The 25,729-nt window shown below is 62.6% G+C and carries 21 protein-coding genes; 9 read left to right on the top strand and 12 right to left on the bottom strand.

Going from position 1 to position 25,729, the window contains the following annotated elements:
• The first annotated feature begins 2 nt into the window (after positions 1-2).
• Positions 3-773, top strand: a complete 771-nt coding sequence (locus ACOGXH_RS08145) for an SDR family NAD(P)-dependent oxidoreductase (RefSeq protein WP_419928607.1) — start codon at positions 3-5, stop codon at positions 771-773.
• Here ACOGXH_RS08145 and ACOGXH_RS08140 read toward each other — a convergent pair.
• The 4 genes from ACOGXH_RS08140 to ACOGXH_RS08125 are packed head-to-tail and all read right to left on the bottom strand — an operon-like array spanning position 770 to position 4,137.
• Positions 770-1,528, bottom strand: a complete 759-nt coding sequence (locus ACOGXH_RS08140) for an SDR family NAD(P)-dependent oxidoreductase (protein ID WP_419928606.1) — start codon at positions 1,526-1,528, stop codon at positions 770-772. The genes ACOGXH_RS08145 and ACOGXH_RS08140 overlap by 4 nt on opposite strands.
• The gene (locus ACOGXH_RS08135) at positions 1,525-2,751 is read right to left on the bottom strand and encodes a cytochrome P450 (RefSeq protein WP_419928605.1); all 1,227 of its coding nucleotides are present in this window, start codon (positions 2,749-2,751) and stop codon (positions 1,525-1,527) included. The genes ACOGXH_RS08140 and ACOGXH_RS08135 overlap by 4 nt, the downstream gene beginning before the upstream one ends.
• 4 nt (positions 2,752-2,755) lie before the next feature.
• Positions 2,756-3,907: a thiolase family protein gene (locus ACOGXH_RS08130; RefSeq protein WP_419928604.1), complete on the bottom strand. Its 1,152-nt coding sequence runs from the start codon at positions 3,905-3,907 to the stop codon at positions 2,756-2,758.
• Positions 3,904-4,137, bottom strand: a complete 234-nt coding sequence (locus ACOGXH_RS08125) for an OB-fold domain-containing protein (protein ID WP_419928603.1) — start codon at positions 4,135-4,137, stop codon at positions 3,904-3,906. Before ACOGXH_RS08125 ends, ACOGXH_RS08130 begins: the two co-directional genes overlap by 4 nt.
• A 285-nt stretch (positions 4,138-4,422) precedes the next feature.
• Between ACOGXH_RS08125 and ACOGXH_RS08120 the strand changes: the two genes are divergently transcribed.
• The 3 genes from ACOGXH_RS08120 to ACOGXH_RS08110 all read left to right on the top strand — a co-directional run bounded on the left by ACOGXH_RS08120 (position 4,423) and on the right by ACOGXH_RS08110 (position 7,278).
• Positions 4,423-5,235 carry an SDR family NAD(P)-dependent oxidoreductase gene (locus ACOGXH_RS08120; RefSeq protein ID WP_419928602.1) on the top strand — a complete coding sequence of 271 codons (813 nt, stop codon included), beginning with the start codon at positions 4,423-4,425 and terminating at the stop codon, positions 5,233-5,235.
• A 4-nt stretch (positions 5,236-5,239) separates the two neighbouring features.
• A complete protein-coding gene (locus ACOGXH_RS08115; protein WP_419928601.1) occupies positions 5,240-5,647 on the top strand; it encodes a nuclear transport factor 2 family protein in 408 nt (135 codons plus the stop codon).
• Positions 5,648-5,718: 71 nt separating this feature from the next.
• Positions 5,719-7,278, top strand: a complete 1,560-nt coding sequence (locus tag ACOGXH_RS08110; protein WP_419928600.1) for an AMP-binding protein — start codon at positions 5,719-5,721, stop codon at positions 7,276-7,278.
• A 47-nt stretch (positions 7,279-7,325) separates the two neighbouring features.
• Here ACOGXH_RS08110 and ACOGXH_RS08105 read toward each other — a convergent pair whose 3' ends face one another.
• From ACOGXH_RS08105 to ACOGXH_RS08070, 8 genes are all read right to left on the bottom strand, one after another.
• Positions 7,326-10,322: a M16 family metallopeptidase gene (locus ACOGXH_RS08105; RefSeq protein WP_419928599.1), complete on the bottom strand. Its 2,997-nt coding sequence runs from the start codon at positions 10,320-10,322 to the stop codon at positions 7,326-7,328.
• A 119-nt stretch (positions 10,323-10,441) separates the two neighbouring features.
• Positions 10,442-11,986: a sugar ABC transporter ATP-binding protein gene (locus ACOGXH_RS08100; RefSeq protein ID WP_419928598.1), complete on the bottom strand. Its 1,545-nt coding sequence runs from the start codon at positions 11,984-11,986 to the stop codon at positions 10,442-10,444.
• The gene (locus ACOGXH_RS08095; protein WP_419928597.1) at positions 11,983-13,008 is read right to left on the bottom strand and encodes an ABC transporter permease; all 1,026 of its coding nucleotides are present in this window, start codon (positions 13,006-13,008) and stop codon (positions 11,983-11,985) included. Before ACOGXH_RS08095 ends, ACOGXH_RS08100 begins: the two co-directional genes overlap by 4 nt.
• A 116-nt stretch (positions 13,009-13,124) precedes the next feature.
• A complete protein-coding gene (locus ACOGXH_RS08090; protein ID WP_419928596.1) occupies positions 13,125-14,201 on the bottom strand; it encodes a sugar ABC transporter substrate-binding protein in 1,077 nt (358 codons plus the stop codon).
• 93 nt (positions 14,202-14,294) lie between these two features.
• Positions 14,295-15,512, bottom strand: a complete 1,218-nt coding sequence (locus ACOGXH_RS08085; RefSeq protein ID WP_419928595.1) for a cytochrome P450 — start codon at positions 15,510-15,512, stop codon at positions 14,295-14,297.
• Between the two features lie 54 nt (positions 15,513-15,566).
• Positions 15,567-16,757: a lipid-transfer protein gene (locus ACOGXH_RS08080; RefSeq protein ID WP_419928594.1), complete on the bottom strand. Its 1,191-nt coding sequence runs from the start codon at positions 16,755-16,757 to the stop codon at positions 15,567-15,569.
• Entirely contained in the window at positions 16,754-17,206 is a 453-nt protein-coding gene (locus ACOGXH_RS08075; RefSeq protein WP_419928593.1) for a Zn-ribbon domain-containing OB-fold protein, read from the bottom strand. The genes ACOGXH_RS08080 and ACOGXH_RS08075 overlap by 4 nt, the downstream gene beginning before the upstream one ends.
• A 23-nt stretch (positions 17,207-17,229) precedes the next feature.
• Entirely contained in the window at positions 17,230-17,991 is a 762-nt protein-coding gene (locus tag ACOGXH_RS08070) for an SDR family NAD(P)-dependent oxidoreductase (protein WP_419928592.1), read from the bottom strand.
• 76 nt (positions 17,992-18,067) lie between these two features.
• Here ACOGXH_RS08070 and ACOGXH_RS08065 point away from each other — a divergent pair, with 76 nt between their 5' ends.
• From ACOGXH_RS08065 to ACOGXH_RS08045, 5 genes are all read left to right on the top strand, one after another.
• On the top strand, positions 18,068-19,165 hold the full coding sequence (locus tag ACOGXH_RS08065) for a hypothetical protein (protein WP_419928591.1): 1,098 nt from the start codon (positions 18,068-18,070) through the stop codon (positions 19,163-19,165).
• Positions 19,166-19,180: 15 nt separating this feature from the next.
• A complete protein-coding gene (gene gcvP, locus ACOGXH_RS08060) occupies positions 19,181-22,084 on the top strand; it encodes an aminomethyl-transferring glycine dehydrogenase (protein ID WP_419928590.1) in 2,904 nt (967 codons plus the stop codon).
• Between the two features lie 86 nt (positions 22,085-22,170).
• On the top strand, positions 22,171-22,971 hold the full coding sequence (locus ACOGXH_RS08055) for a crotonase/enoyl-CoA hydratase family protein (protein WP_419928589.1): 801 nt from the start codon (positions 22,171-22,173) through the stop codon (positions 22,969-22,971).
• A 2-nt stretch (positions 22,972-22,973) separates the two neighbouring features.
• Positions 22,974-23,813 (top strand): amidohydrolase family protein, encoded by an 840-nt coding sequence (locus tag ACOGXH_RS08050; RefSeq protein ID WP_419928588.1) that lies wholly within the window; start codon positions 22,974-22,976, stop codon positions 23,811-23,813.
• Positions 23,810-25,711: a hypothetical protein gene (locus ACOGXH_RS08045; RefSeq protein ID WP_419928587.1), complete on the top strand. Its 1,902-nt coding sequence runs from the start codon at positions 23,810-23,812 to the stop codon at positions 25,709-25,711. Before ACOGXH_RS08050 ends, ACOGXH_RS08045 begins: the two co-directional genes overlap by 4 nt.
• Positions 25,712-25,729 lie beyond the last annotated feature (18 nt).

Below are 25,729 nucleotides of genomic sequence, written 5' to 3'. Positions count from 1 at the left end.
TCATGCGCGTAGCTGAATCTGTTGCCCTGGTCACTGGCGGCGCCTCAGGTTTGGGTGCCGGCGTGGTCAAGACGCTGCTCGACGGAGGCGGCAAGGCAGTGATCTTGGACCTCCCCTCGTCGGCCGGACAAGCCATGGTCGACGAACTGGGCGACAGCGCAGCCTTCGTACCGGTGGATGTCACCGACTCCAATGATGTTTCACAAGCCGTGGCCGCCGCGGCTCAAGCATTTGGGAGAGTGGACTTACTGGTGAGCTGCGCGGGAATCAGCTCCGGGCAGCGGGTGGTGTCCCGTGATGGCACCCCCAACGACCTAGACCACTTCCGAAAGCACATCGAGGTGAACCTGATTGGGCTGTTCGACGTGGCCCGCCACGCGGTGTCGGCCATGTCGGCCAACGAGCCCAATGCCGACGGCGAGCGGGGCTTGATCGTGAACATCGCCTCCATCGCCGGCTACGAGGGCCAAGTCGGCCAATCGGCCTATGGATCGTCCAAGGCCGGGGTGATCGGTCTCACCCTTCCCATGGCCCGCGACCTAGCGGTGTGGGGCATCCGGGTGATGACCATCGCTCCGGGCACCATGGACACCCCCATGCTCGCCACCCTGAATCAGGAGTTCATCGCCAAGCTGGTGGAAGACAACGTGTTCCCCCATCGCCTGGGCACCCCCGCCGACGTGGGCAACCTGGTGGTTCACTTCATGGAGAACACATTCCTCAACGGCGAAGTGGTGCGGTTGGACGCCGGACTCCGCCTGACCAGTAACTAGGCCAACATTCCGCCGTCGATGACCAAAACCGCTCCAGTTATATAGGAAGCGGCCGGAGAAGCCAGGAACGCCACCGGAAGGGCCACTTCCTCAGCGGTAGCCCACCGGCCCAGCGGGATACCGATGCCAGCCTCGGCTACAACGGCGTCTTTGTCGTAGCTGTCCCAGCCGCTGGTGTCCACGAAACCAGGAGCCACCGCGTTCACCCGCACCCCATGAGGCGCCCACTCCCGGGCCAGAGCCTTGGTCTGCTGGAACAGTCCGCCCTTGGCCGCCGAGTAGGCCGCCATCCCCGGCAGGTGGCGCAGACCTGACAGCGACCCGACATTGACGATGCTGCCCTGTCCCCGCTCGATCATTGCGCGGCCAAACGCCTGCGATACCAGGAACGGCGCGGTCAGATTGAGGGCCACGGTCTTGGACCATCCCGACTCGGCGATATCGAGCACCGGAGCGGTGAACCGGGCACCGCCCGCGTTGTTGATAAGGATGTCGACAGGGCCAATGGCATCGCTGATCGTCTCAGCGGCGGCGGTCACGGCCTCGGGATCGGTCACATCGCAAGGGGCGACGGAGATCTGAGCACCGCCATCTCCCAACTCGCCAGCCAATTCCTCCAGCACTTCGGCCCGCCGGGCGATGAGGCCGACTCGGGCACCCTGGTTGGCAAGAACCCGGGCGATAGCGCCGCCGATGTCACCGGTGGCTCCAGTAACCACTGCGGCCATGCCCTCCAAAGGCCGGGTCGGATTCACGACAGGCTCACCGGAAGATGCTCCAAGCCCCGGCTCAACATGGTGGGCACCCACACTTCGGGCTCAGGGCCCAGCACCAAGTTCGGGAGGCGGCGCACCAGAGCTTCGAGGGCAATAGTGCCCTCCAAACGGGCCACCGATGCCCCCAGACAGAAATGCAGCCCGAATCCGAACCCGATGTGATTGATGGGATCGCGGGCAATGTGGAATTGATCGGGCTGATCGAACGCGTCGGGGTCTCGGTTGGCGGCGTGCTGTACCAAGTACACCATGTCACCCGCCGGCAGCGTCTTGCCCCCCATCTCCACCTGGTCGGCCAGCGTGCGGACCTCCATCTTGGAGGGCCCATCAAACCGGAGGATCTCCTCTACGGCCGGCTTGATCAGCGAGAGGTCTTCACGCAGCTTCTGGAGCTGGTCGGGATGATTGAGCAGCACTCGAATGCCGTTGCCGATCAGATTGGTGGTGGTCTCGTGGCCGCCGAACAGAAACAGCACGCAGTTGGCCACAATCTCAGGGTCTTCCAAGCTGTCGTCGCCCTCGGATACCTCCACCAGGTTGGAGATGATGTTGTCGGCTGGACGCTGGCGATAGTGGGCCACCAAGTCGCCCAGATAGGCGGCCAGCTCGACCAGCCCTTGTTGGGCCCGGGCACGACGGTCGCCCACTCCCCGGGCCCCGAACACCAGGATCATCACGTCATCGGACCAGTCCTTGAACCGGTCGCGGTCGTTGGGGGGCACCCCCATCATCTCGGCAATCACCACTGCGGGGATGGGATAGGCGAAGTCTTCGATCAGGTCGAAGTGATCCCGCGCCGACAGACCGTCGATCAACTCGTCGACCACCCCGGTGATCCGATCCCGCCAGGCCTCCACCGCTCGAGGAGTGAAGGCCCGGCTCACCAGTCTCCGCAGCCGAGTGTGGTCGGGGGGATCCCGGAACACCAGCCAGTCCATCAAGATGTCGTAGGTGGGCTGGCGCTCGGCTTTCTGCTCCTCAGTCAGGCGGTCATAGGCCGCGCCGATGCGCTCCGAGGAGAAACGGGGATCCCGCAGGGCGTCAAGCACGTCGTCGTAGCGGTGGATGAACCACGCCCGGTACTTCTCATTCCAATGAACCGGATCGTGCTCTCGGAGAACGGAGAAATAGGAATGGGGATCCGCGATCCGCTCCGGCGACAGAACCTCGTCGTCAATCACCGCTGTTGGCTGGTCGCTCATGGGGTCATCCCACTTGCTCCAGCACGGTCACCACGCAGGCGTTGCCGTCGATTCCCGCGGTGCCGCCGCCCATGGTCTCCACCGCGCCGAGGCGGGCATCGGGCACCTGCCGTTCAGCGGCCATACCCCGAAGCTGCCAGACGATCTCGGCGATCTGAGCCAGGCCGGTGGCCCCCAGGGGATGGCCCCGAGACAAGAGTCCGCCCGACGGGTTCACCGGCTGAGCCCCACCCAATGCGGTGTGGCCCGACTTCACCAGCCGCCCGCCTTCACCCAGGCCGCAAAGTCCCAGGGCTTCGGTGGTGATGATCTCACCGATGGTGAAGGCATCGTGGACTTCAAATACGTCGACATCGTCCGGCCCTACCCCGGCGGATTCGTAGGCCTGGGCCGCGGTGTCGGCCACGATGTCCCAACCCCACACCTTGTCGGTGGTGTGGTCCCAAAGCCCGCCGGAGCGCAGCGCGCTGGATCGGATAGCCACCTCCTGGGTGGGATCTTGGGAGCCGCCCAGTGGCCCAATCACCGCGGCGGCAGCCGCATCGGCAATCGAACAGCACTGGAACAAGGTGATCGGATCGGCAACCATTCGGCTGCCTAGCACCTGCTGGACGGAAACAGTCTTGCGGTGCTGGGCCCGGGAATTGCTCACCGCATGGCGGCGATTCTTCACCGCCACCGCGGCCATTTGCTCGTCGGTAACCCCAAACTCGTATTTGTACCGGGTGGCCGACATGCCGTAGATGCTGGGCATGGCATAGCCCTGGGCTCCGTCAGGGTCGGAGGCAATCGGGCTGATGGCACCGTCGAAATGGGCGGTCATGGTCTCGATGCCAAACGCCAAAACCCGTTCATATCGGCCGGTTTCCACCGCCACCCGGGCCTCATGGAAGGCCGATGTGCCGCTGGCACAGGCGTTCTCGATGGTGATCACCGGCACTTCCACAATCCCGATCTGCTGAAGAGTGCGAGTGACGGTGCCGGGGTCGCCGAACACCGAACCGGCGTACACGGCATCGATGTCAGACGCCTTCAACCCGGCATCGTCCAAGGCTTCCACCGTGGCCTGCCAGGCCAAGCGGGGGCCGCCCAGCGAAGTCTGCTTGCCGAACGCCGAGGTCCCCACCCCCCAAATGGCCGTACCGGTACCGCTCATGGGCCGGTTCCCTGCACCACTGGATCGCCGTGCTCGCTCCATCCGGCCAGTGCAACACGGCTACCCGGAACCAAGGGCTCGTCGGGCCCGTCGACGTGGGCAAGAATGCGAGGGCCATCGTCCACGTCCACATAGGCCAGAGTGAACGGCGGGGTGCGCCCCGGCACCGGAATCCGCAGCACCGTGGAGCTGAACACGGTTGCTCCCGGGCCGAACGTGGCCGATGTCATTGACGCACTGGCACAAATCGGACAACGGGGAGGTGAGACCACCATCGGGTGCTGGCAATCACCGCACCGGCTCCCCGCCAATAGAACTCGACCATCTCGCAAGACGAGCTCCGGCCGGGGATCGCCACCCGATCGGTCCGGCGGCACCATGGTCAGCGTGGGCACCGGCTAAACCTACCAAGAGACCCTTGCCGCCCTGCGATTCGATGTGGTTGGCGGCTTTGTTTTACAGCCGCCAACCAAGCCGCCTACGCTGCGGGCCGTATCTCGCACAAGGGGGCATAAATGGGCATCGAAGGACTGCGATTCGTCATCACCGGATCTGCGACCGGAATCGGGGCGGCCACCGCCCGGGTCGCAGCCAGCAAGGGTGCCAAGGTGATGGTGTCCGATCTCAGCGATGAACAAGGACAGGCAGTGGCCGATGAGATCAATGCATCGGGAGGCACCGCGGCATACACCCACTGCGACGTGACCGATACCGACCAAGTTGAGGCGCTGATGGCTGCTACTGCCGAGGCCTACGGCGGCATCGACGTGCTCCACAACAATGCCGGCATCCACGAGAGCGGGCTGGCCGCAGCCGACCAATGCAATCTGGAGCAAATGCCCCTCGACGTGTTCAGAAAGGTAGTGGAGGTCAATGCGGTAGCACCCTGGATCTGCTCGAAGGCGGCGCTCCCCTACCTCAAGGAGAGCGACTGGCCGTCAATCGTCAACGCGGCATCCACCGGCGCGCAATCGGCCTACCCGAACAACTCGGCCTACGGCACATCCAAAGGCGGCATCCGGCTGCAAACCCAGAACCTGGCGGTGGACTTGGCCCCACTGGGAATCAGGGTGAATTGCTATGGCCCTACCGCCATCGCCACCGACATGGTCACCGACTTCGTGAAGCAGGCGGACGACCCGGCGGCGTTCGAGAAGGCGCTCATCAACACCTCTCTCATCCCCCGGTTGGGATTGCCCTCTGAGGTGGGCGAGCTGGTGTGCTTTTTGGCCAGCCGAGAGGCGGGCTTCATCAACGGCGCGTACATATTGATCGACGGTGGTTCGCTCGCGTGGCGAGGCACGGTTGAACAACTGGGAATGGAGTGATCCAATGGCAGACAAACAAGCAGTAACCGAGCTTTTGAACCACGCTGGGGTGGCCTACGACGTGGGCGACAGCGACTTCCTCATCGGGATGTTCGCCCCCGACAACCCGGTTTTCGGCATGACCATCGCCGGCGGCGACCCGATCACCTTCGAGGGGTCGGAGGCCATCGCCGGACTGTTCAGCGGGGCGATGGAAGAGCAAACCGACCAGCGCCGCCACGTGGTGACCAACCTCTATTTCGAGAACGAGACCGAGGACTCGATCACTGCCATCAGCTATCTGGTGCTCATCACCGTGGAGAACGGCCAGCTCTCCGTTCTGTCCAGCGGCGTGTACACCGATGACTGCGTGCGCGTTGGCAGCGACTGGAAGATCCAAAAGCGGTTCTTGGCTCTCGACCTGCCCTACTAGGGCAAGACCGGCCAACCAGGGCCATGAACATCGCACTAGCTCTTTAGGAACTCTCTAGAAAGGAGCCGCAGATGAACATCGGCCAGATTCCTGCCAAATGGGCCCGGCAAACGCCGGACCGCGAGGCGATCATCGATTCCACTACCGGCCAGCGGGTCACGTTCGCGGCCTTCGACGAGCACATCCGCCGCCTGGCCAACGGGCTGGTTGGCTTGGGCCTGGACAAGGGCGACCGGGTTGGCATCTTGAGCCAGAACTCGGTGGAGTACGCCGCCCTGTACTTCGCGTGCGGGCGTTCTGGTCTAGTGGCCCAACCCATGAACTGGCGCCTGTCGGCTCCCGAGCTGGCCAAGATCGTCAACAACGGAGAACCCCGGGCGTACATCACCCAAGGGATGTACGCCGCCGAGTCAGCTGAGCTGTCCGGCCTGGTGAGCTCGGTCGAGCACTGGCTCCAATACGGCGAAGGCGGAGACGGCTCCTATGAGGAGTTGGTGGCCTCTTCATCGGATGCCGAGCCCGAGGCATCAGCCGAGGTGGGCGACAACGACCCGCTTTTCATCCTCTACACCGGGGGCACCACCGGGGAATCCAAGGGCGCCCTGCACAGTCACCGCAGCGTCTATTTCGGAATGCTCAACCAAACGGTGGCCGAGCGCATCGTCCCCAGCGACGTGTACATGCTCACCGGGCAGATGTTCCACATTCCGGTGGTGCTGGCCATGAACTATCTGGCTCACGGCTGTCCGCTGGTACTGATGAATTTCGACGCCACCTTGGCCATGGAGCTGATCCAAGAAGAGAAGGTGTCAGCATTCTTGGGCGTAACCACCATGTTGAATTGGATGATGGCGGTGGAGGGGTTCGACAACTACGACATCTCCAGCCTGCGCAACATCCAGTACGGCGGCGGTCCCATGCCATCCCGGGTCATCACTGAGGCTATGGACAAATTCCCCTGCACCCTCATTCAGGGCTACGGCCAGACTGAGGGCACCACCATGTGCTTCCTGTCGCAGGAGGACCACATCCGGGCCATCCGCGACGACCACCGCCCCGAGAGGCTGCGGTCATGCGGCCGAGAAGGGTTCGTGACCTCTGTTCGGGTGGTGGACCCCGACGGCGTGGACGTGCCCTGCGACGGAAAGACGCCGGGACAGATAATCGTTCGTTCCGAGGCCAACATGCTGGGCTATTTCCGGCGTCCCGACCTCACCGCCGACACCATCAAGGACGGCTGGATGTGGACCGGAGACATCGCCACTTGGGACGACGAGCGGTACGTGTTCATCGTCGACCGGGCCAAAGACATGATCATCTCCGGCGGGGAGAACATCTACTCGGTTCAGGTGGAAGAAGCCATCGCCACCCATCAGGCCGTGCTGGAGACCGCGGTAATCGGCGTGCCCGACGACACCTGGGGCGAGTCAGTAATGGCTTATGTGGTGCTCAAACCGGGCATGACTGCCACCGAGGACGAGATCATCGACGCCGCCCGCCAGAACCTCGCCTCCTACCAGAAGCCGAGGTCAGTGGCCTTTGTCGACGAACTGCCCAAGGCCCCCACCGGCAAGATCCTCAAGCGGGAACTACGCGACCCCCACTGGGCCGACCAAGAGCGCCGAGTCTGATTCTCTGATCAAACTCTGATTCGGTGCCCAAGGCACCAGGCTGACGATTAGGGCAGCACCCGCACGATCTGGATGTGCTGTTCGGGATCGAATAGCGATGCTGCCAGATCCTGCACACCCCTCAGCTCTAGGGCTTCTAACTCCTCAATCAGCCGCTCGGGCGTGGGGAGCTCGTCGTCGTTGGCGTAGGCCCGACGAAGAAGCACGTTGGTGAGGTCGGAATTGCCGATCAGCTCGTAGTTGTCGCCGACCACGGCCTTGGCCTGCTCGAATTCCTCATCGGTGATCTCACCCGCGTGCACCTCGACCAAGATGCGAGTCATCTCCGCCTCGATGGTCGCCATCTGCTCAGGGTCGCCGGTAGCGAAGACTTCGCCGCTGATTCTGGGTTCCGGCGTAATGCTCATTCCGATCGATGCCGCAACAACATAGGTATCGCCGAGATCCTCCCGGACGTCTTCCACCAATCGACTGTCGAGGATCACTTGGAGCACGTCTACAGCCACCTCCGATGCCGGGTTCACGTCGGATAAGAATTCGTAGAAGTAGGTCGCAGAGGTGGATTGGATGTCTGGCCCAAGCACTACTTCGCGCCGGACAATCCCTTCAGGCTCAGGTGCGCGGCGATTCGCGTAGCTGTCGGCCTGCCCCTCGGGCAAAGTGCCCACATAGGTGCGAGCCATCTGCTCGACAACATCGCGGTCCACGTCACCCACGACAACCACCACAAGGTCGTTCACCCCGCCAAAACGCCGCTGGTAAATGTCGAAGAGCGATTCAGGGGTTAGGGAGTCCAAAGTCTCCGGGGGGGCGACCAAGTTGAACCAACCGAATGCCTCACCGTGACGAGCCTCGAGATAAGCCAACGCCTGCTGCCAATCGGGATCAGACACCGACAGCGAGGCGATGATCTCGCCAATGTTGACGGCCTCACCAAAGGCCTGCTCGTCAACTCGCGCCGCGGTCATGTACAGGTGCATGAGCTGGAACATCGTCTCGACGCCTTCGGTGTCAGACGCTCCCGAAATTCCTTCGGTGGTTTCGGCAATGTAGGGCTGCACTTGGGCATTGCGATCATCCAGATAGCGGGATATCTGCGCTGGACTCAGGTCGCCCAACCCGCTGTTGCCCACTGCCCGGGTCGCCAGGTACTGGGCTAAGGGGCGGTCCCCCTCTTCGAGGGCTGACCAGCCGCCCCATGAGATGGCCTGAAGACTGACCTCATTCTCGGCGATGTCGGAATAGGCGTACATGACCCGGGCCCCATTGACGAACTCCCACTCATAGGCATCATCCAACTCATCGGTGATGGCCTCAATCGAACCTTCGCTCACTGGGTCGACCGGATCAGGCACAGAGAGAAGCTCAGACGCTTCTCCGATCATTTCGGGAAGCTCTCCCGGTACGGCAGCATCAACCGCAGCCTGCATCTCCTCGACCGTGGGCACCTCGGAGGGATCGGGTCCTACCGCGATCAGGATCAGCCCACTATCAGCCAAGATCTCGCGGTAGCGGTCGCTGAGATCGTCGACCTCAAGTTCATCGAGCAGAGCGTCAACCCGCGCCGCAGTGTCCTTTAGCCGTCCGATATCGGTGCCGCCCAGGAAGTGCGCCGCATATTGATCGGCGCGTTGGCGATCCTGGATCGTGGGTTCTGCATCTATCGCCGATTCCAAATCAGCCCTGATCGCCTTTGCCGCCCGTTCCAGATCAGCATCGCTGAAGCCATGCTGTTCAAGGCTCAACAGCAAAGACCAATAGTCGGTGAGGGCGGCTGAGAAGTCGTCGGCTCGGAGGTTGGTGCCGTAGAAGCGCAAGCCTCGGGTATGGGAAAACGTCAACCAGTGGGTTGGATCGATCTGCGACAAGAAGCCTTGCTCGTAGCCGTCTTGTAGGCGATTCTCCACCATGATGCTGATGATCTCTTCGATCCATAGTTGGCGATCGCCTTCAAGGGTGTTGGGATCCCACGACGGCAGGCGGATGTCCAGCGAGAGATAGGAATATGACTGTTCCGGAGAAGTGGCAGTATCGAAGGTCGCCTCCGGGTTCAATGCCGACCAGTTGTCAACGACGGGCGGATCATCCCCAGCCGCAATGTCGCAGAAATACTCCTCAACCAAGCTTTCCAGCGTGTCGAGGGGAAGGTCGCCTACTGCGACCACCGCCATATTGGAAGGCACGTACCACGTCTCGTAGAAATCCCGCAGGTCTTCGGCGGTGGTCGCCTCGATGTTTTCTGCCGTTCCACTGGGGGCGCGCCCCTCATAGGGCGTGCCTTGCCCATACATCCGGTCGAATACGTCGAAAATTATGCCCTGACCAGACTCGTCTCTAAGACGGTATTCGTCACGCACAATCCCCCGCTCTTCTTCTACATCCTCGGGGCCGATTGTGGCGGCATGGGCCCACTGCGAGAGGACGTCGAATGCGGTTCCCACGGAATCTTCTTCCTCGTCTATGACCAGGTCGAGCATGTACACGGTCTCGTCGTAGGAGGTGTAGGCGTTGATGTCAGGGCCAAACTCCACCCCGATGCTCTCCAGCGCATCAATAATCTCGTTGCCGGGATACTTCTCTGTGCCGTTGAACAGCATGTGCTCGAGAAAGTGGGCGTAGTTGGCGCCTGCGAATGGCTCGTTGAATGAACCGGCATTGACCACAAGACGTAGTGACAACGCGCCGCCGGGGCTGTCGTTCGACCGGATGTAGTAGGTGAACCCGTTGTCCAGCGTGCCAATCTTCACCGTGGAATCGACCGGCAGCAGACCCTCGCCCGCCAAGACATCGGGAATGCCATCGGCAACTTGACAAGTGATCTCCTCTTCAACCGAATGATCAGGTTGTGCGACTTCGCCGTCTTTGTCCTCAGTCTCCGGGTCAGTCGAGGCGGCAGCGGTGGACTGGGGCGTGGCAGTAGCTTCTTCAGTCGTTGTTGCTGCACCCGGTTCGACCTGTCCGGTGACCGGCACATGGGTTTCGCTATCCGAGCAAGCGGCCACTATCAGGGCCGCGCTGAGCAACAGGATCAGGAGCTTCTTCATTCCCGCCTCGTGGATTCGATAGATGTCTCGGCTCTACAGAGCCCGTGTTTGATCACAGTACTGATTATCGGTGACGCAGCCCACACCACAACCCGAGAAACCCCAGCGCAACAGGGTGATCAGTGCTGGCTGTAGCAGATCTCAACGATGGCCGGCTCAGTAACGGCATCACCCTCTAGCTCGCCGACGATGCGGCCCTCATGGAGCACGAGCACTCGATGGCATACACCGACCAGCTCGGAGAATTCGGAGGAGATGAACACCACCGCCTTCCCCTCGGCAGCCAGCTCCTCCATGATGTCGTAGATCTCTTCTTTGCCGTCCACATCGACCCCGATGGTGGGCTCGTCGAAGATCAGCACATCGGCCCCCTGATCCAGCCACTTGGCAATGACTACCTTTTGCTGATTGCCACCCGACAGGAGACGAACTAGCTGCCGGTCGTGAGGGGTGGCGATACTCAAGCGGTCGATCCGACGGTCGGCTGCTTGCTTTTCTGATCGCCCTAATGGGGCCGGCACGCGCGGTCGCACCCGGTGGCGATCCAGGGAAGCCAGCGTGATGTTGTTGCGCACGCTGAAGTCCATGATGTTGCCCTGGGTCTTGCGGTCTTCGGGCAGCAGCGCCAGGCCCGCCGACATGGACTCTGACGGGTGGTTGCCGCTGATCTCTCGTCCGTGGACCCGCACCGTGCCCTCCTGACGTTGATCGGCGCCAAAGACCGCCCGGACCAGCTCCGTGCGCCCGCTGCCCATCAGCCCGCCCAAACCCAGAATCTCGCCCTTGCGCACATCGAAGGAGCAATTGTTTACCCCAGTGTCGGCGGAAACCCCCTCCACTTCTAACACCACCTCAGCATCGGGACGACCGTCTACTCCCCGGCTGGCCCTCCGTTCGGCGGCAGTCTGGGCGTGCTCGTGACCGGTGATATGGGAGATCAACGAGGACCGATTCAGCGACGCGGTGGGCTCGTCGGCCACAAGCTGGCCGTTGCGCATCACAACTACTCGCTCGGTGAGCTCAAATATCTCCTCCAGCCGGTGCGACACGTAGACCACAGATATTCCATCGTCCCGCAGTCGCCGTACCACGGCGAAGAGGTGGTCGATCTCCTCATCAGTGAGCGAGGCGCTGGGCTCGTCCAACACCAAGAGTTGGGCCTGCTGAGCCAAACCGCGAGCGATCATCACCAGGCGCTGCTTGGCCACACTCAATTCCCCAACCGGCTCACGGGGATCGATATCGGCCTCCAACCGGGCAATGGGCTCAGCGGCCCGGCGGTACAACTCGGCCCAGTCCACAAATAGTCCCATCTTGCGGGGATAGCCCAAGCCCAGCATCACGTTCTCGGCCACTGACAGGTCGCCAACGTCTTGCAGGTCTTGGTGGACAAAGGCCAGCCCGGCGTCGGTGGCATCGTGGGGTCGGTGCAGTTCGAGAGGCTCTCCATTCAGATGCAAATGGCCTTCGTCGGCGTGCTCGGCCCCGGCGATGATCTTGATCAGCGTGCTCTTGCCCGCTCCGTTCTTGCCTACCAGCCCGATGATCTGGCCGGTATCCAGTGATAGGGACACATCGTCGACCGCCAAGACGCCCGGATAGCGCTTGGTCACACCGGAGACTTCGAGCAGCGGGGCTGTAGCTGCTGCTGCGGTCGCGGTCATCGCCGCTTCGCTCCTAGCGCAGTGAGCAGCATTGCCAACACCAAGATGGAGCCCCGCGAGATATCCAAGATGTCACGGTCGTAGCCCAAAATGGTGAGACCCGATTGCACCGCCTGCAAGAAGATAACGCCAAGTACGGTGCCGGGCACGTTGAACAGTCCCTTGCGAGATGCCGCCGCTCCTAGGAATGCGGCCGCATAGGCCGACAGCAGCAACGAGATGCCCACCCGGGGTATCGATGATGCCGTCCTAGCCGTCTGCGACACGGCGGCGATGACGGCTACGAAGCCGACGATCACAAACCCCAGCGCCCGCAGCGCCTTAACGTTGATGCCAGAAAGCCGGGCCGCTTCGGGGTTGCCGCCGATGGCGTACATGTACCGCCCCAACTCGGTTTTGGCCATCAGCAACCACAGGATGATGGCGAGGCCGGCGGCAATCCAGACCGGCGACGTGAATTCGGTCCACGGTTCCGGCTTGCCGATGCCGAGATCTCGGTAGAGATCGGGCATGTCGGCCGCACCAGTGATGTTTCGGCCGTCGCTGATCGTGTATTCAACACCCAGCAAGATCAAAAAGGTGGCCAGCGTGGTGATGAACGAAGGCATCTCCACATACGAAACCAGCAGGCCATTGATGGCTCCGATGCCCAGGCCGAAGGCGATTCCTACCAGCACCGCCAAGCCCCAAGGCCAGTCGTGGTTCACGATCAACACGACGATGGCGGCGGCGCTGGCCGAGAGTGAACCGGCGATGGACAAGTCGAAATCGCCCATAGCCAGCACCACCGTCAGGCCCAGCGAGAGCATCAGGAGCGGTGCTGCCAACCCGAGCTGGGTTCGCAGGTTATCGACCTCTATGAAGTCGCTGTCAAGCACCGAGAAGATCACGATGCAGGCCAACAGAGTGATAAAGACCCCGTAGGTCGAGATGAACGAAAGAACGTCATATCTCGATCTCGAGCCTCCTGATCCTGTCTTGGCCGACTCTGGCGGCACAGGGACAGTGTTTGTATCAGCCATTCGTTACCTCCCCTCGTTAGAAATTAGCCGCTAGACGCGATTGAGCCGGTGACGGATGCTCCCGCCACCGGCTCAATCATGTTCAGACCTGCACCCGAGGGTGCGCGTTCACTGCCTCAGCAGTTGGGCAGACCGTCGTACTCGTCGCACCACTTGTTGCGGAAGTACTCTTCGTAATCTCCTGGCGGATTCGGGGCGGGAACCTCGGTGCTGTCAGCCGGCATGGCATTCACCGTGTCGATGGTGACCACCTGGCGGACTGAGAAGTTCCTGCCGTCGTACGTCGGGGCCCGCTCCTGGCTCGGCTCCGTGCCGTTCTCTAGCCACGCGGCAACCGCGTCAACCTGGGCCCAGCTCTGCCACTCCAGCTTCTCGTCCACTGCGGCATCCACCCGTCCGGTTCGGATGTCATTCACGGTAGTGGGATTGGCGTAGAAGGTCAGAAGTTGCGGGCGATTCGGGTCGTCGGCCTCATAGAGAGCACCGATGGCTTGGGCAGCGCCGATGGATGCCACCGAGAAGTTGATCCACACTGCGTCGATGTCGTCGAACTGCTGGAGCTTCGTGGTCACATCTGCTTCGGTTCCGGCCACCAGGTCGGCGAAGTCGCCCTCCCACTGGTCGACGATCTCGATGTTGTTGCCCTGAATGACCGAATTCAGGCCCTCAATGCGCTTGTCGCTCCACGCCGTGGGAACCGACTGAACAATGATGCGGGCACCACCGGGGAACTGATCCACTAGGTAATTGGCCAATTGCACACCGAGGTCGGTGTCGTCGGAGGCAAAGCTGGCGATATAGAAGTCGCGGGGCTCAACCTCGCCACCGGCGGAGAGCACGGGTACCCCCTCGGCCTCGGCCCGCTCGAGAACATCGGTGATGAATGCCTCGGGAATGCCGTCGGTGAGCATCACGTCGATGTCCTTGTCCAACAGCTGGTTCCCGCAGACCGGCATCTGGGCTGGGTCGCCCGCCGCATCGCAGGTCTCGTAGCTCCATCCGAAGAACTCAACGGCCTCCTTGGCCGCATCTTCGATCCTCTTGCCAGCCTCGTCAGCGTAGATCCACTGGAGGTAGCCGATGGTGATGTCGGAACCTGCAGCTACTTCGCTGTCGTCATCGTTGCCGCACGCAGCGGCAACCAACGTCAACACCAGCAGGGCTGCCAGCAGCTTCCACAAGGAGCGTTTCATAGTTGTCCCCTCTCCGGACGATTCACTATCGATCCAACGCTTGAAGCCCAAATAGTAGGAAATCCGTGTATCCAGAACCAATCGCCCCTGAAGCTAACTGCTCCCTACCGGATCGAACTCCACTTGGAGCTCAGCGGGGGCCCGGAGAAATACGCCGACCTCCTTGGCCTCGAATCCATCGGCGAACCGGAGGTTCTCGGTGCTATCGAGCACCATGTTCAGCGCTGTCTCGATCTCGGCTTTGGCCAAATAGGAGCCCACACAGTGGTGGCGGCCGAAACAGAAGGTGGTGTGCTCGGCATTGGCGGCAAAAGCGCTGGTCGCCGGTAGATCCCTGCGGTTGATGTCGAACAGCTCGGGGTCGGTGTGGGTGTACTTGCGCTCGTCCCGGTTAGCCGCCCCGATAATGCCGGTCACGGTGGCCCCAGCAGGAATGGTGCCGGTGCCCGATGGCAGCTCGGCCTGCTCGTGGGGCAGACGCTGGATCCAGTGGGCCGGCGGGCTATAGCGCAGGGTCTCGGCCACCGCCATGGTGACCATAGAGCGGTCATTGCGCACTTGCTCAAGCTGGTCGGGGTGCTCAAGCAAGTTCTTGAACAGACTGGCGATGGCCTTGTCGGTGGTCTCTCCCCCAGCGGTCAAAAGCAGGCTGGTGAACGACTTGACCTCGATGTCAGACAGTCCACTCCCGTCGATCTCGGCGGTGACCAAGTTGGACAGCAGGTCGTCGCCGGGATTGCGGCGGCGCTCGGCTATAACCGGCATCAGGTAGTCCTGGAACTCTACTCGGGTCCTCTCCCCCTCGGCGATGATGTCCGGATCCTGGTTGATGTTCGACACGAACCGGTTAATCGACTCGTACCAGTCCTGGAACTTGGGGTGGTCCTCATCGGGCAGCCCCAGCATGGCCACGATCACCTTAATGGGCAGGTAGCGCGACAGCCCCTCCACCAGATCGCACCCCCCAACTTCGAGCCATTGGTCGATCATGGATTTGGCCTGAGCCTCGATCATGGGCATGAAGTCAGCTTCCAGCAATGCCCCTCGGAAGAAAGGGGCTACCAGGTTGCGGTAGCGGGAGTGCTCGGCACCGTGCTTGGACAGCAGCGTCGGCCCGTGGGCCGGCTCGATCATCCACTCGTACATGTCGGTGCTGAATTCCGGGTTCTTGAACACATGCTCCACGTCGGCGTAGCGGCTTACGAACCACGTGTCGGACGCCTCGTCGTGAAAGCACGGGTAATCGTCCCGGTAAACCCGGTACACCTCATAGCGGTCTTCGTCGGAGCTGAGCAGGTCAGGGGGCGCCATGGCGGGCACTTTAGCGATTGAACGCCGATGCGCCCCCAGAACAGAGATTCTGGCTCAGCGAGTACAGATCACCGAAGAGCCATGGCCGAACATGCCGTGGTTGATGGACAGGCCCACTTTGGCCCCATCCACCTGGCGGTGGCCGGCCTCGCCTCGAAGCTGCCACACCATCTCGCACACCTGGGCGATGGCCTGGGCGGGAACCGCCTCACCGAAGGCCCCCAGCCCGCCCGAGGGATTCACCGGGATGCGGCCGCCCAGCGAGGTGTCGCCGGACCGCAGGAGCTTGGCGGCGTCGCCCCGCTCGCACAGCCCTATGTGCTCGTACCAATCGAGTTCGTAGGCCGAGGACAGGTCATAGACCTCGGCGAAATCGAGGTCATCGGGGGATACCGATGCCTCCTCGTAGGCCCGGGACGCGATGTTGTCCTTGAAGGTCATGGTCTCGTCGCCCACTGCGGCCCACGAGTCCGACGCCAGATAGGGCAGCTCGATCACACTGTTGGGGTAGGTGGGGCTGACCGTGGAGATGCCCGAGACTCGAACCGGGTCGTCCACGCCCCGGCTGGCCGCCCACTCCAGGCTGGACACCACCAGCGCAGCGCCTCCATCAGAGGTAGCGCAGATCTCCAACAGGCGCAGCGGGTCGGCCACCATCGGGGAGTTGGCAATGTCGTCTACGTCGTACTCCTTGGTGTAGCGGGCGTTGGGGTTGAACACCCCGTGGCGGGAGTTCTTGACCTTGACAGCGGCGAAGTCCTCGGAGGTATCGCCGTACAATTCCATGCGCCGCCGGGCATACAGGGCGAAGTACGTTGGATTGGTGGCCCCAACCAGGTGAAAGCGGAGCCAATCGGGGTCTTCGTGGCGCTCCCCGGCGTTGGGAGCGAAGAAACCCTTAGGCGTGGACTCAGCCCCCACCACCAAGGCCACGTCGCACACTCCCGACAGGATCTGGGCCCGGGCGATGCTCAGCGCGGTGGCCCCCGAGGCGCAGGCCGCGTACGAACTGGCCAACTGGCAACCGGTGAATCCCAGAGCGTTGGCAAAGGTCGAAGCCGACACATAGCCGGGATAGCCGCAACGAACGCTGTTGGCCCCGGACACGAATTGGACCTCGTCCCAGCCCACCTCGGCGTCGGCAAGGGCGTCGCGGGCGGCCTTCTCCCCGTACTCCACGAAATTGCGGCCCCACTTGCCCCACGGGTGCATCCCCACCCCAAGAATGGCGATTTCGTCCATCACTCTTCTCCGTTCTTGCTCATCCCCACTGGAGCCCACTTCCAAACCAAGTAGTCGTGCTCATCGTCGGAATAGAGCACATCCAGTGCCAATTCCATCTCCATGCCCACCGACAGATCGTCTACCGAGACACCGAAAACCACTTGTCCCAGCACCACCAAGTTCTCCTCAGCGAGCCGCACCGCGGCTACTACGTAGGGTTCGAACTCGTCGCCGGGGATCACGTAGGGCGCGGGCGGAGCGTACTCACCGGTGGTGAAGGACCAAAGCTCGCCAGTGCGGCTTAGCAGCACTTCGTCGATCTCGTCTCCCAAACAAGCAGGGTCAGAGCCCGCCAGAGACTTGGGAAAGAAGTAGGAGCCCCGGCTACGAGCTCTCCCACCGATCAACCGCGGCTCATCAGCATCAAGGGTAAAAAACCCCTCCACCGCGGCCACCGAGGTCCTAGTCATGGCCGCAGCTTATGTCTCTGTCACTAGCGGTTAAGCATCCCGCCATCAACCAGCATGGTGTCGCCGGATACCCAACGAGCCTCGTCGCTGCACAGCCACACCGCGGCTTCAGCCACTTCTTCCGGCAACCCCAAACGCCCACCGGGCATCATCTGGATAACGGCCTCGGCCATCTCAGGGCTCGACTCCCGCCACGAAGCCACCATCGGGGTATCGATCATGCCCGGGCAAATGGCATTGACTCGAATGCCCTTATTGTTGAGCTCATCGGCGGCATATGTCGTCAGACCCAACACCCCCCGTTTGGCCGCGGTGTAGTGGGGCTGTCCGGGCGCAGGAATGATTGCCGCTCCCGACGCAGTGTTGACGATCGCTCCGCCGCCTTGGGCCAGCATCTGGATGATCTCGTGTTTCATGCACAGAAACACCGAGGTCAGATTCACGGCAATCATCTCATTCCACTGCTCCAGCGTTAGCTCGTGGAACAGCCGGGAAGGATGGGTGATGCCCGCGTTGTTGAAGGCGTAGTCGAGTTGGCCGAATGCTGACACCGTTGATGCCACCAAGGCAGCCACTTGGTCTTCATCGGTTACGTCCGTGGCAAAGAACTCCCCTTGGCCTCCCTCAGCCTCGATCCGGGCTACCGTCTCGGCCCCGCCTTCCGCATTGCGGTCGGCCACCGCGACCCTGGCCCCTCTCCGGGCAAACAGCACCGCGGCCTCTTGGCCGATCCCGCTGGCACCACCGGTCACCAGTGCCACCCTGCCTTCCATCGCATTGCTCATGGACTTCTGCTTTCTATCGCCGCTACTACGACGACATAAGGTAGGCCACCGCGCAACGGCTACCGAAAGGACAGCAATGGCCATCTCCTCTTGGGACGAGTTCCCGGTTCACCAGTCCCCTGATTGGATCCGGAATGTCGCCACCTCCGACCGCAACTTCTACGACCGCAACTACTTCTGCATGCACGGCTCCAGCGACGAGCTATTTGCCATCTTCGGCATGGGCCAATATCCCAATCTGGGCGTTCACGACGCCTTCTGCTGCGTGCGTCGGGGCGACGAGCATCATGTGATTCGAGGCTCCCGGCCCCTCACCGACCGCATGGACATGTCGGTTGGCCCTATGAGGATCGAGGTCATCGAACCCCTCCAAAAGGTGCGCTTCATCGTGGAGCCCAACGAGCACACCATCGCCATGGACGTGACTTGGGATGCGTCGATTCGAGCTATCGAGGAACCCAACCAGTTCATCCGCAGCGAAGGGCGGGTGGTGTTCAACACCCAGCGCTTCGCCCAGCTTGGCCGGTGGGAGGGCACCCTTTCAGTGGGCGGCCAGGACTTCGCGGTCACCCCTGACCGTTGGGGCGGCGCCCGCGACCGTTCGTGGGGTATCCGCCCGGTGGGCGAGCCTGAGACCGACGGCATCCGCCAGGGCGTCAACGTCATGGCTGGCATGTGGAACTACTTTCCGATGATGTTCGACGACCACGCCGTGCTCTACATGAACAACGAGGAGGACGACGGAAGTCGGCGATTGGTGGAAGGCAAGAGGGTCTGGGCCGACGGCCGCCCTGACGAGGACTTGGGCCGCCCCGAGCACGAACACACGTTCGAATCGGGCACCCGGGTGCTTACCCATTCCACGATCTCCTTTCCCGAGACTGGCATTGAAATCGACTGCCAGCCCCTGCTGGTAAACTTTGTCTCGATGGGCACCGGATACGGCATGGACGCCGATTGGCGCCACGGCATGTACCAGGGGCCCGAACTGGTAGTGCAGGGCAAGGTGTTGAGCGTGGAGAAGGAAGTCAAGCCGATCGGACAGTACGGCGTGGTGGACCACGTGGCTCGCTACACCTACGACGGCAACGTGGGCTACGGCCTGTATGAACATGGCTTTTTCGGGCCGTTCAACCGCTACGGACTGACCGATGGAGCCGCGTTAGCTCCCTAGTTCCTAGAACCTGCCATGTCATCCCCGCCAGACACTCCATACATCCTGGCTGCGCTGGAGAACCCTGATGAGTTCCAAGCCCGCCACATCGGCCCCAGCGCCGACGACCAAGCGGCGATGCTGGAAGAGTTGGGCTACGACAGCCTCGCTGATCTGGTGGACGCAGCCGTACCGCCCAACATCCGCTCCGATTCCCCATTGGAGCTACCGCCAGGCCTGACGGAGGCAGCTACCACCGAGGCCCTGCGGGCACTGGCCGACCGCAACGAGGTGGTCACTTCTCTGATCGGCATGGGCTACTACGACACCATCACCCCGCCGGTGATTCGCCGCAATGTGCTGGAGAATCCGGCCTGGTACACCGCCTACACCCCTTACCAGCCGGAGATATCCCAAGGCCGGCTGGAGGCGCTGGTCAACTTCCAGACCCTGGTCAGCGACCTGAGCGCCATGGGGATGGCCAACGCCTCGCTGCTGGATGAGGGCACCGCGGCGGCCGAGGCCATGACGCTCCTGCGCCGGCTCAATCGCAAGGCGCCCGACGACCGGTTCATCGTTGATGCCGACACCCACCCTCAGACCATCGACGTTGTGGCCACTCGCGCGGAGCCTCTGGGCATCGAGGTCGTCATCGCCGACTTGGACCAGGCCAATATCGAGGAGCTCGCCGACGGGGCGTTCGGAGTCCTGGTGTCGTATCCCGGAAGTTCGGGACGCATCGGCGACCTGAGCGGAATCATCGCCGCCGCCCACAACGTCAACGCCCTGGTGGCGGTGGCCACCGACTTGCTGGCGCTGTGCCTGCTGACTCCCCCAGGAGAGCTGGGAGCCGACGCGGTGGTGGGCTCATCACAGCGGTTCGGGGTTCCGCTGGGATTCGGCGGACCCCACGCCGGGTTCATCGCGGTACAGGAATCGGCTATGCGGTCGTTGCCCGGCCGGTTAGCGGGGGTATCGATCGACGATGCCGGGACTGTGGCTTACCGGCTCACCCTGCAAACCCGGGAACAGCACATCCGCCGAGAGCGGGCCACCAGCAACATCTGCACCGCTCAGGTGCTCTTGGCTGTGATGGCCGCCATGTACGCCGTGTACCACGGCCCCGAAGGACTAGATCGCATCGCCCGACGGGTCCACCGACTGACCGCCATCGCCGCCGCGGGGCTGCGCCAAGCCGGTTTCGAGTTGGCCAATGACCACTTCTTCGACACTGTCACCATCCGAGTGCCGGGCCGGGCATCGGAGTTCATGGCCGCCGCACTGGCGGAAGGGCTGAATCTGCGGCCGGTGGACGACGACACCGTGGCGTTCTCGCTGGACGAAACCACCACCAGGAACACGGTCATCGCCCTGTGGCGGGCGTTTGGAATCGACGACGACGCTCAGAGCATTGACGATTTGGACGCCGATACCCCCGACGCGCTTCCACCCGAATACGTTCGGAACAGCGAGTACCTGGCCCACCCCACATTCCACCGCTACCACAGCGAGACCGAGATGCTGCGCTATCTGCGCCACCTCGCTTCCAAAGACCTGGCCCTCGACCGCACCATGATCCCGTTGGGATCTTGCACCATGAAACTCAACGCCACCACCCAGATGGAGCCGGTGAGCTGGCCCGAATTCGCCGCCATGCACCCATTCGCCCCGTCGGATCAGACCGAGGGCTACCGGGCGATGATCCACGAACTGGAGCAGATGCTGGTAACCATCACCGGTTACGCAGCGGTCTCGCTCCAGCCCAACGCCGGCTCCCAGGGCGAACTCGCTGGGCTACTGGCCATCCGGGGCTATCACGCGGCCCGGGGCGAGACTCAGCGTGATATCTGCTTGATTCCTGCTTCTGCCCACGGCACCAATGCGGCCAGCGCAGTCATGGCCGGTATGAAGGTCGTGGTGGTCAAGTGCGACGACGACGGCAACGTGGACTTGGAAGACCTCAAGGCCAATGTCGAGGAGCACGACGACCGCCTCAGCGCACTGATGATCACCTACCCGTCCACCCACGGGGTGTACGAGTCCACCGTGACCGAGGTGTGCGACTTGATTCACGACCACGGCGGGCAGGTGTACCTCGACGGGGCCAACCTCAACGCCCTGGTGGGGGTGGCCCAGCCCGGCCAGTTCGGCGCCGACGTATCCCATCTGAACCTCCACAAGACCTTCTGCATCCCCCACGGCGGCGGCGGACCCGGCGTCGGGCCGGTGGCGGTTGGCCCACATTTGGCCCCCTTCCTACCCAACCACCCGGTGGTAGCCGAAGCCGGCCCGTCCACTGGAGTGGGGGCGGTGTCCGCCGCCCCCTGGGGATCAGCGGGGATTCTGCCCATCTCCTGGGCCTATATCATCGCCATGGGAGGCGAGGGACTAACCGATGCCACCGGAGTGGCCCTGCTCAGCGCCAACTACCTGGCCAAGCGCCTCGACGACCTGTTTCCGGTGCTCTACACCGGCGAGAACGGCCTGGTGGCTCACGAGTGCATCATCGACCTGCGCCCCCTCCACGCCCAGACCGGCGTCACCGTGGAGGATGTGGCCAAACGGCTCATCGACTTCGGCTTCCACGCCCCCACGGTGTCGTTCCCAGTGGCAGGCACGCTGATGGTCGAGCCCACCGAGTCGGAGTCAAAGGTCGAGCTCGACCGCTTCGTGGCGGCCATGACTGCCATCAGAGCCGAGATCGACCACGTGGCCGACGGGATGATCGACATGGAAGACAGTCCGCTTCGCCGGGCCCCCCACACCGCAGCGGTGATCGCCGACGACCATTGGGACCGGCCTTACTCCCGGGAACAAGCTGCCTTCGCCCTTCCGGAGATCCGTGAGCGCAAGTACTGGTGCCCTGTCGGACGCATCGACGGGGCCCACGGTGACAAGAACGTCTTCTGCGCCTGCCCGCCCATCGAGGACTTTCAGTAGTCCAAGCCGTTTCGCCCCAGAACCTACCGGCCCACTAGTTTTCGGGGGCTGCCAGATAGGCGGCCTCGAACAAAGGAGACCAGCCGGTGCCCGATGCCATCGTGGAACGAGACGGTCAATCAATCATCATCACCATGAACCGTCCTGAGCGCTACAACGCCTTGTCGGGGGCCATGATGGTGCGAATGTTGGACGCCTACTACGAGGCGGACAACAACGACGACATCCGCTGCATCATTGTGACCGGCGCCGGGGGGAACTTCAGCTCGGGCGCAGATCTCAAGGCCATGAGCGGCGACGCCGGCAACGCCGACCCGGAGATCGACGTGGCCGCCCGTCAAGCGGCCGACCCCGAACTGCACTGGAAGGCGCTGTTGCGCAGCTACCGGCCCACCAAGCCGATCATCGCCGCAGTGGAAGGAGTGGCCATCGCCGGGGGTACCGAGATCCTTCAGGCCATGGACATCCGGGTAGCCGGGGAGAGCGCCCGGTTCGGGGTGTCAGAGGCCCGGTGGTCGCTCTATCCCATGGGCGGCTCCGCAGTGCGCTTGCGCCGCCAGATCCCCTACACCGTCGCCGCTGAGATTTTGCTCACCGGAAAGCACATCACCGCAGCCGAGGCCAAGGACATCGGCCTGGTCGGCCATGTGGTGCCCGATGGCCAGGCCTTGGACAAGGCCAAGGAAATCGCGGCCACCATCTGTGAGAACGGACCGCTGGCGGTGGAGGCAATTCTGCGCACGCTGCATGAGACCGATGGCATGACCGAAGAAGAAGCCCTGGCCCACGAGTTCGAATACGGCTGGAAGGTGTTCCAAAGCGAGGACGCCAAAGAAGGGCCGCTGGCGTTCAGCCAGAAGCGAAAGCCGAATTTCAAACGGAGATAGCGGTGGGCAGCTCGGCGGGTATATCGGTCTTCGACGTCCACCACCACGTGGGCGACGCCTCGGGTGCGTTGGGTCTGCCCCCCGAGGAGACACCTGACCCCGAGGCCTACGCTGCTCTGGAGCTGACCAAGCGAATCGAGATCATGGATGGTGGAGGCATTGACCAGGCCGCCGTCATCCCCGGCCACGGCTACCTGCGGCCCAACGGCCATGCCGATACCCAAGCGGTGAACGACAAGATCGCCGCCTACCGAGACGCCACTCCCGATCGCTTTCCGGTGGCCATAGGCATTGTGGAGCCCCGCGACGGCGAGGTCAGCCTCGGGGAATTGGAGCGAGCTGCCGGGCCGCTGAGCCTGGCGGGCATGAGCTTTCACACCCGCTTCCAAGGGGTGAGCATCGACAATCACTGGGTAAGCACATACGTGGGGGCCATGGGCGAGTTGGGCCTGCTGCCGGTGGTCCACGCATTGGACGAAACCGCGGAGGAGTCGCTGTGGAAGGTGGGTCAGCTGGCCTCCCGCCACTCCGATCTCACCATGTTGGTGCTGGACGGATACTCCACCCACGAGGGCACCAAGCACTGCGGCCATCTGGCCGCCACCTACCCCAATCTGGTGTTTGATTGCAGTCTTTCGTACAATTTCGATTTCATCGCTAACCATGTGCGCCAGCACGGCGCCCACCGTTATGTGTACGGAACCGATCTCTACTCCTGGCCCTTGGGTCAACGCATTAGCCATATCTTGGGCCAGCTTCTGGAATCTGACCTGTCTGACGAGGACAAGGTTGCGATAGCAGGAGGCAACGCCCGCCGGTTATTTGGACTGGACACAACATGAAGCATTCGAAACGGATACGACACCAGAGGTTGATCGCCGGCGCCCTGCTAGCCGTCGCGTTGACGGCGACCGCCTGCGGCACCGCCCCAGGTAGCGAAACCGACAATGTGGTGACCACCGATCTCAGCGAAGTGCTACCCGACGGCCTGTTCGAAGCACTGGACCGCATTGCCAATCCCCCCGCAGTTCCAGACCCCGCTCCAGAATCAGAAAACGAGCAGATCGCCAACCCTCCGGCCGAGCCAGACCAAGACCAGGAGTTTGAGACACTGGTGCCCGCCCAGGCCGACTCCGAGGAAGAGCTCTCTGAAGAAGAGCTTCTGAGGCTGCGCGATGAGGCATTCGTGGATTTCTCCCGCTGCATCCGTGAGGAGGGATTCCCCGACTTCCCCGATATCGACAGCTCCCAGATCGTCGACCAGGCTTCATTCCTCCGAGCCATGCAAGAGGCAGGGGTCAGCTTCACCCAACCTGGCTTGGCCCCGGCCCTCCAGACATGTGCCAGCGTCTTCAGCGAACTGATTGCTCTCGCGCCCCAGCAGGACACCAACGTGCAGCAGGTAGAACAGGAAGAAAACGCGGTGGCGTTCGCCCAGTGCATGCGAGACCAGGGTGTAGACGAATTCCCCGACCCCGATTTCGGCCAGTACCCCAATTCCGGCTTCCCCGGACAGGGCGACGGCTCCGGCGTGACTCCGGAAATCCAAGCAGCGTTGAGGGTGTGCCTACCGGTCTTTGGAGGGGGGGAGCCCAACGAAGCCGCCGCTCCCTCAACACCTGACGACCCGACCCCATCGGCTCAAGCCACAGTCGCCAGCCCGCAGAGTACCTCCAGCGCACCCACCTCGAGTGCCAGCACTCAGGCCTCAGAATCCGCCTCCACTTCAGAAGCCGCGTCCCCGGCCCCATTGATAACCGAGGACATTCTCCGCGAGACAGAGGAGTTGAACACCGCGGAGGTGGTTCGACGCGATCTGGTCGAAACCGAGGAATTCTCCGGAACCTTGGGCTTCGGCGATCCCGAGCCGCTCTACACCAACACCTCAGGGATCGTCACCGGTCGCCTCCCTGAGGAAGGGGACATTCTCGATATCGGCGACACCCTCTTCGAGGTCAACAGCTATCCAGTGGTGCTGTTGCGGGGCAATCGCCCGATGTATCGCCCTTACACGCGTTTTATGGAAGACGGACCCGATGTCGAGCAGCTCGAGCAAGCCTTGTACGACATGGACCTACCCAATATCGAGAACATGACTGTTGACGAGAATTTCACCATTGCCACCGAGCGGGTAGTGGAGGAATGGCAGAACCGCTTGGGGGTCGAGGAGACCGGTGAGATCGCCATGGGTTTCATCGTGTTCATCGAGGAGCCCTTCAGAATTTCTGCTGTGAATGCAGCCGTGGGTCAACCGGTGGCCGCCCAAGCCGCGGCATTTACCTTCACCGGTCAACACCAGCAGATTGTAAGCAATATCGATCCCGGCGACGCCGAAATTGTGAACCGGTTAGACCGGGTGGAGGTAGAACTACCCGATGGCCGAATCTCCCCCGGCGTAGTCTCGGAGGTGGCCAGGGTGGCCACCCGGCTGCTCAATCCGCAGACCGGGGCGCCCGGCGATCCCACCATCGAGGTCATCATCATCTTGCTGGACGATGAGGCCTCGTCCCGCTTCGACGCTGCCCCCGTCACTTGGACCATCACCAAAGAGGTAACCCCGAATGCCTTGGTGGTGCCCGCCTCAGCGTTGATCGCCACCGTGGCCGGGGGGTTCTCGGTGGAGGTGGTCCACGAAGGATCGACCACCTTGGTTCCAGTTGAGGTCGGCACATTCGTAGACGCCTTCGTCGAGATCACCAGCGGCGACCTCGAAGTAGGCGACCACGTGCGCATCCCCTAGTGGCGCGGCCTCCAGCCG

The organism is Candidatus Poriferisocius sp. (assembly GCF_965208355.1).
Lineage (GTDB): Bacteria > Actinomycetota > Acidimicrobiia > Acidimicrobiales > Bin134 > Poriferisocius.
This window is presented reverse-complemented; position numbering and strand designations above follow the sequence as displayed.

Excerpts from the sequence above, each read along its gene's own strand:
- gcvP (WP_419928590.1), top strand. The coding sequence starts at position 19,181 with ATGTCATCCCCGCCAGACACTCCATACATCCTGGCTGCGCTGGAGAAC.
- ACOGXH_RS08145 (WP_419928607.1), top strand. The coding sequence starts at position 3 with ATGCGCGTAGCTGAATCTGTTGCCCTGGTCACTGGCGGCGCCTCAGGT.
- ACOGXH_RS08095 (WP_419928597.1), bottom strand. The coding sequence starts at position 13,008 with ATGGCTGATACAAACACTGTCCCTGTGCCGCCAGAGTCGGCCAAGACA.
- ACOGXH_RS08115 (WP_419928601.1), top strand. The coding sequence starts at position 5,240 with ATGGCAGACAAACAAGCAGTAACCGAGCTTTTGAACCACGCTGGGGTG.
- ACOGXH_RS08070 (WP_419928592.1), bottom strand. The coding sequence starts at position 17,991 with ATGAGCAATGCGATGGAAGGCAGGGTGGCACTGGTGACCGGTGGTGCC.
- ACOGXH_RS08045 (WP_419928587.1), top strand. The coding sequence starts at position 23,810 with ATGAAGCATTCGAAACGGATACGACACCAGAGGTTGATCGCCGGCGCC.
- ACOGXH_RS08125 (WP_419928603.1), bottom strand. The coding sequence starts at position 4,137 with ATGACATCGGCCACGTTCGGCCCGGGAGCAACCGTGTTCAGCTCCACG.
- ACOGXH_RS08065 (WP_419928591.1), top strand. The coding sequence starts at position 18,068 with ATGGCCATCTCCTCTTGGGACGAGTTCCCGGTTCACCAGTCCCCTGAT.
- ACOGXH_RS08075 (WP_419928593.1), bottom strand. The coding sequence starts at position 17,206 with ATGACTAGGACCTCGGTGGCCGCGGTGGAGGGGTTTTTTACCCTTGAT.
- ACOGXH_RS08120 (WP_419928602.1), top strand. The coding sequence starts at position 4,423 with ATGGGCATCGAAGGACTGCGATTCGTCATCACCGGATCTGCGACCGGA.
- ACOGXH_RS08105 (WP_419928599.1), bottom strand. The coding sequence starts at position 10,322 with ATGAAGAAGCTCCTGATCCTGTTGCTCAGCGCGGCCCTGATAGTGGCC.
- ACOGXH_RS08130 (WP_419928604.1), bottom strand. The coding sequence starts at position 3,907 with ATGAGCGGTACCGGTACGGCCATTTGGGGGGTGGGGACCTCGGCGTTC.
- ACOGXH_RS08085 (WP_419928595.1), bottom strand. The coding sequence starts at position 15,512 with ATGGCGCCCCCTGACCTGCTCAGCTCCGACGAAGACCGCTATGAGGTG.
- ACOGXH_RS08135 (WP_419928605.1), bottom strand. The coding sequence starts at position 2,751 with ATGAGCGACCAGCCAACAGCGGTGATTGACGACGAGGTTCTGTCGCCG.
- ACOGXH_RS08090 (WP_419928596.1), bottom strand. The coding sequence starts at position 14,201 with ATGAAACGCTCCTTGTGGAAGCTGCTGGCAGCCCTGCTGGTGTTGACG.
- ACOGXH_RS08110 (WP_419928600.1), top strand. The coding sequence starts at position 5,719 with ATGAACATCGGCCAGATTCCTGCCAAATGGGCCCGGCAAACGCCGGAC.
- ACOGXH_RS08100 (WP_419928598.1), bottom strand. The coding sequence starts at position 11,986 with ATGACCGCGACCGCAGCAGCAGCTACAGCCCCGCTGCTCGAAGTCTCC.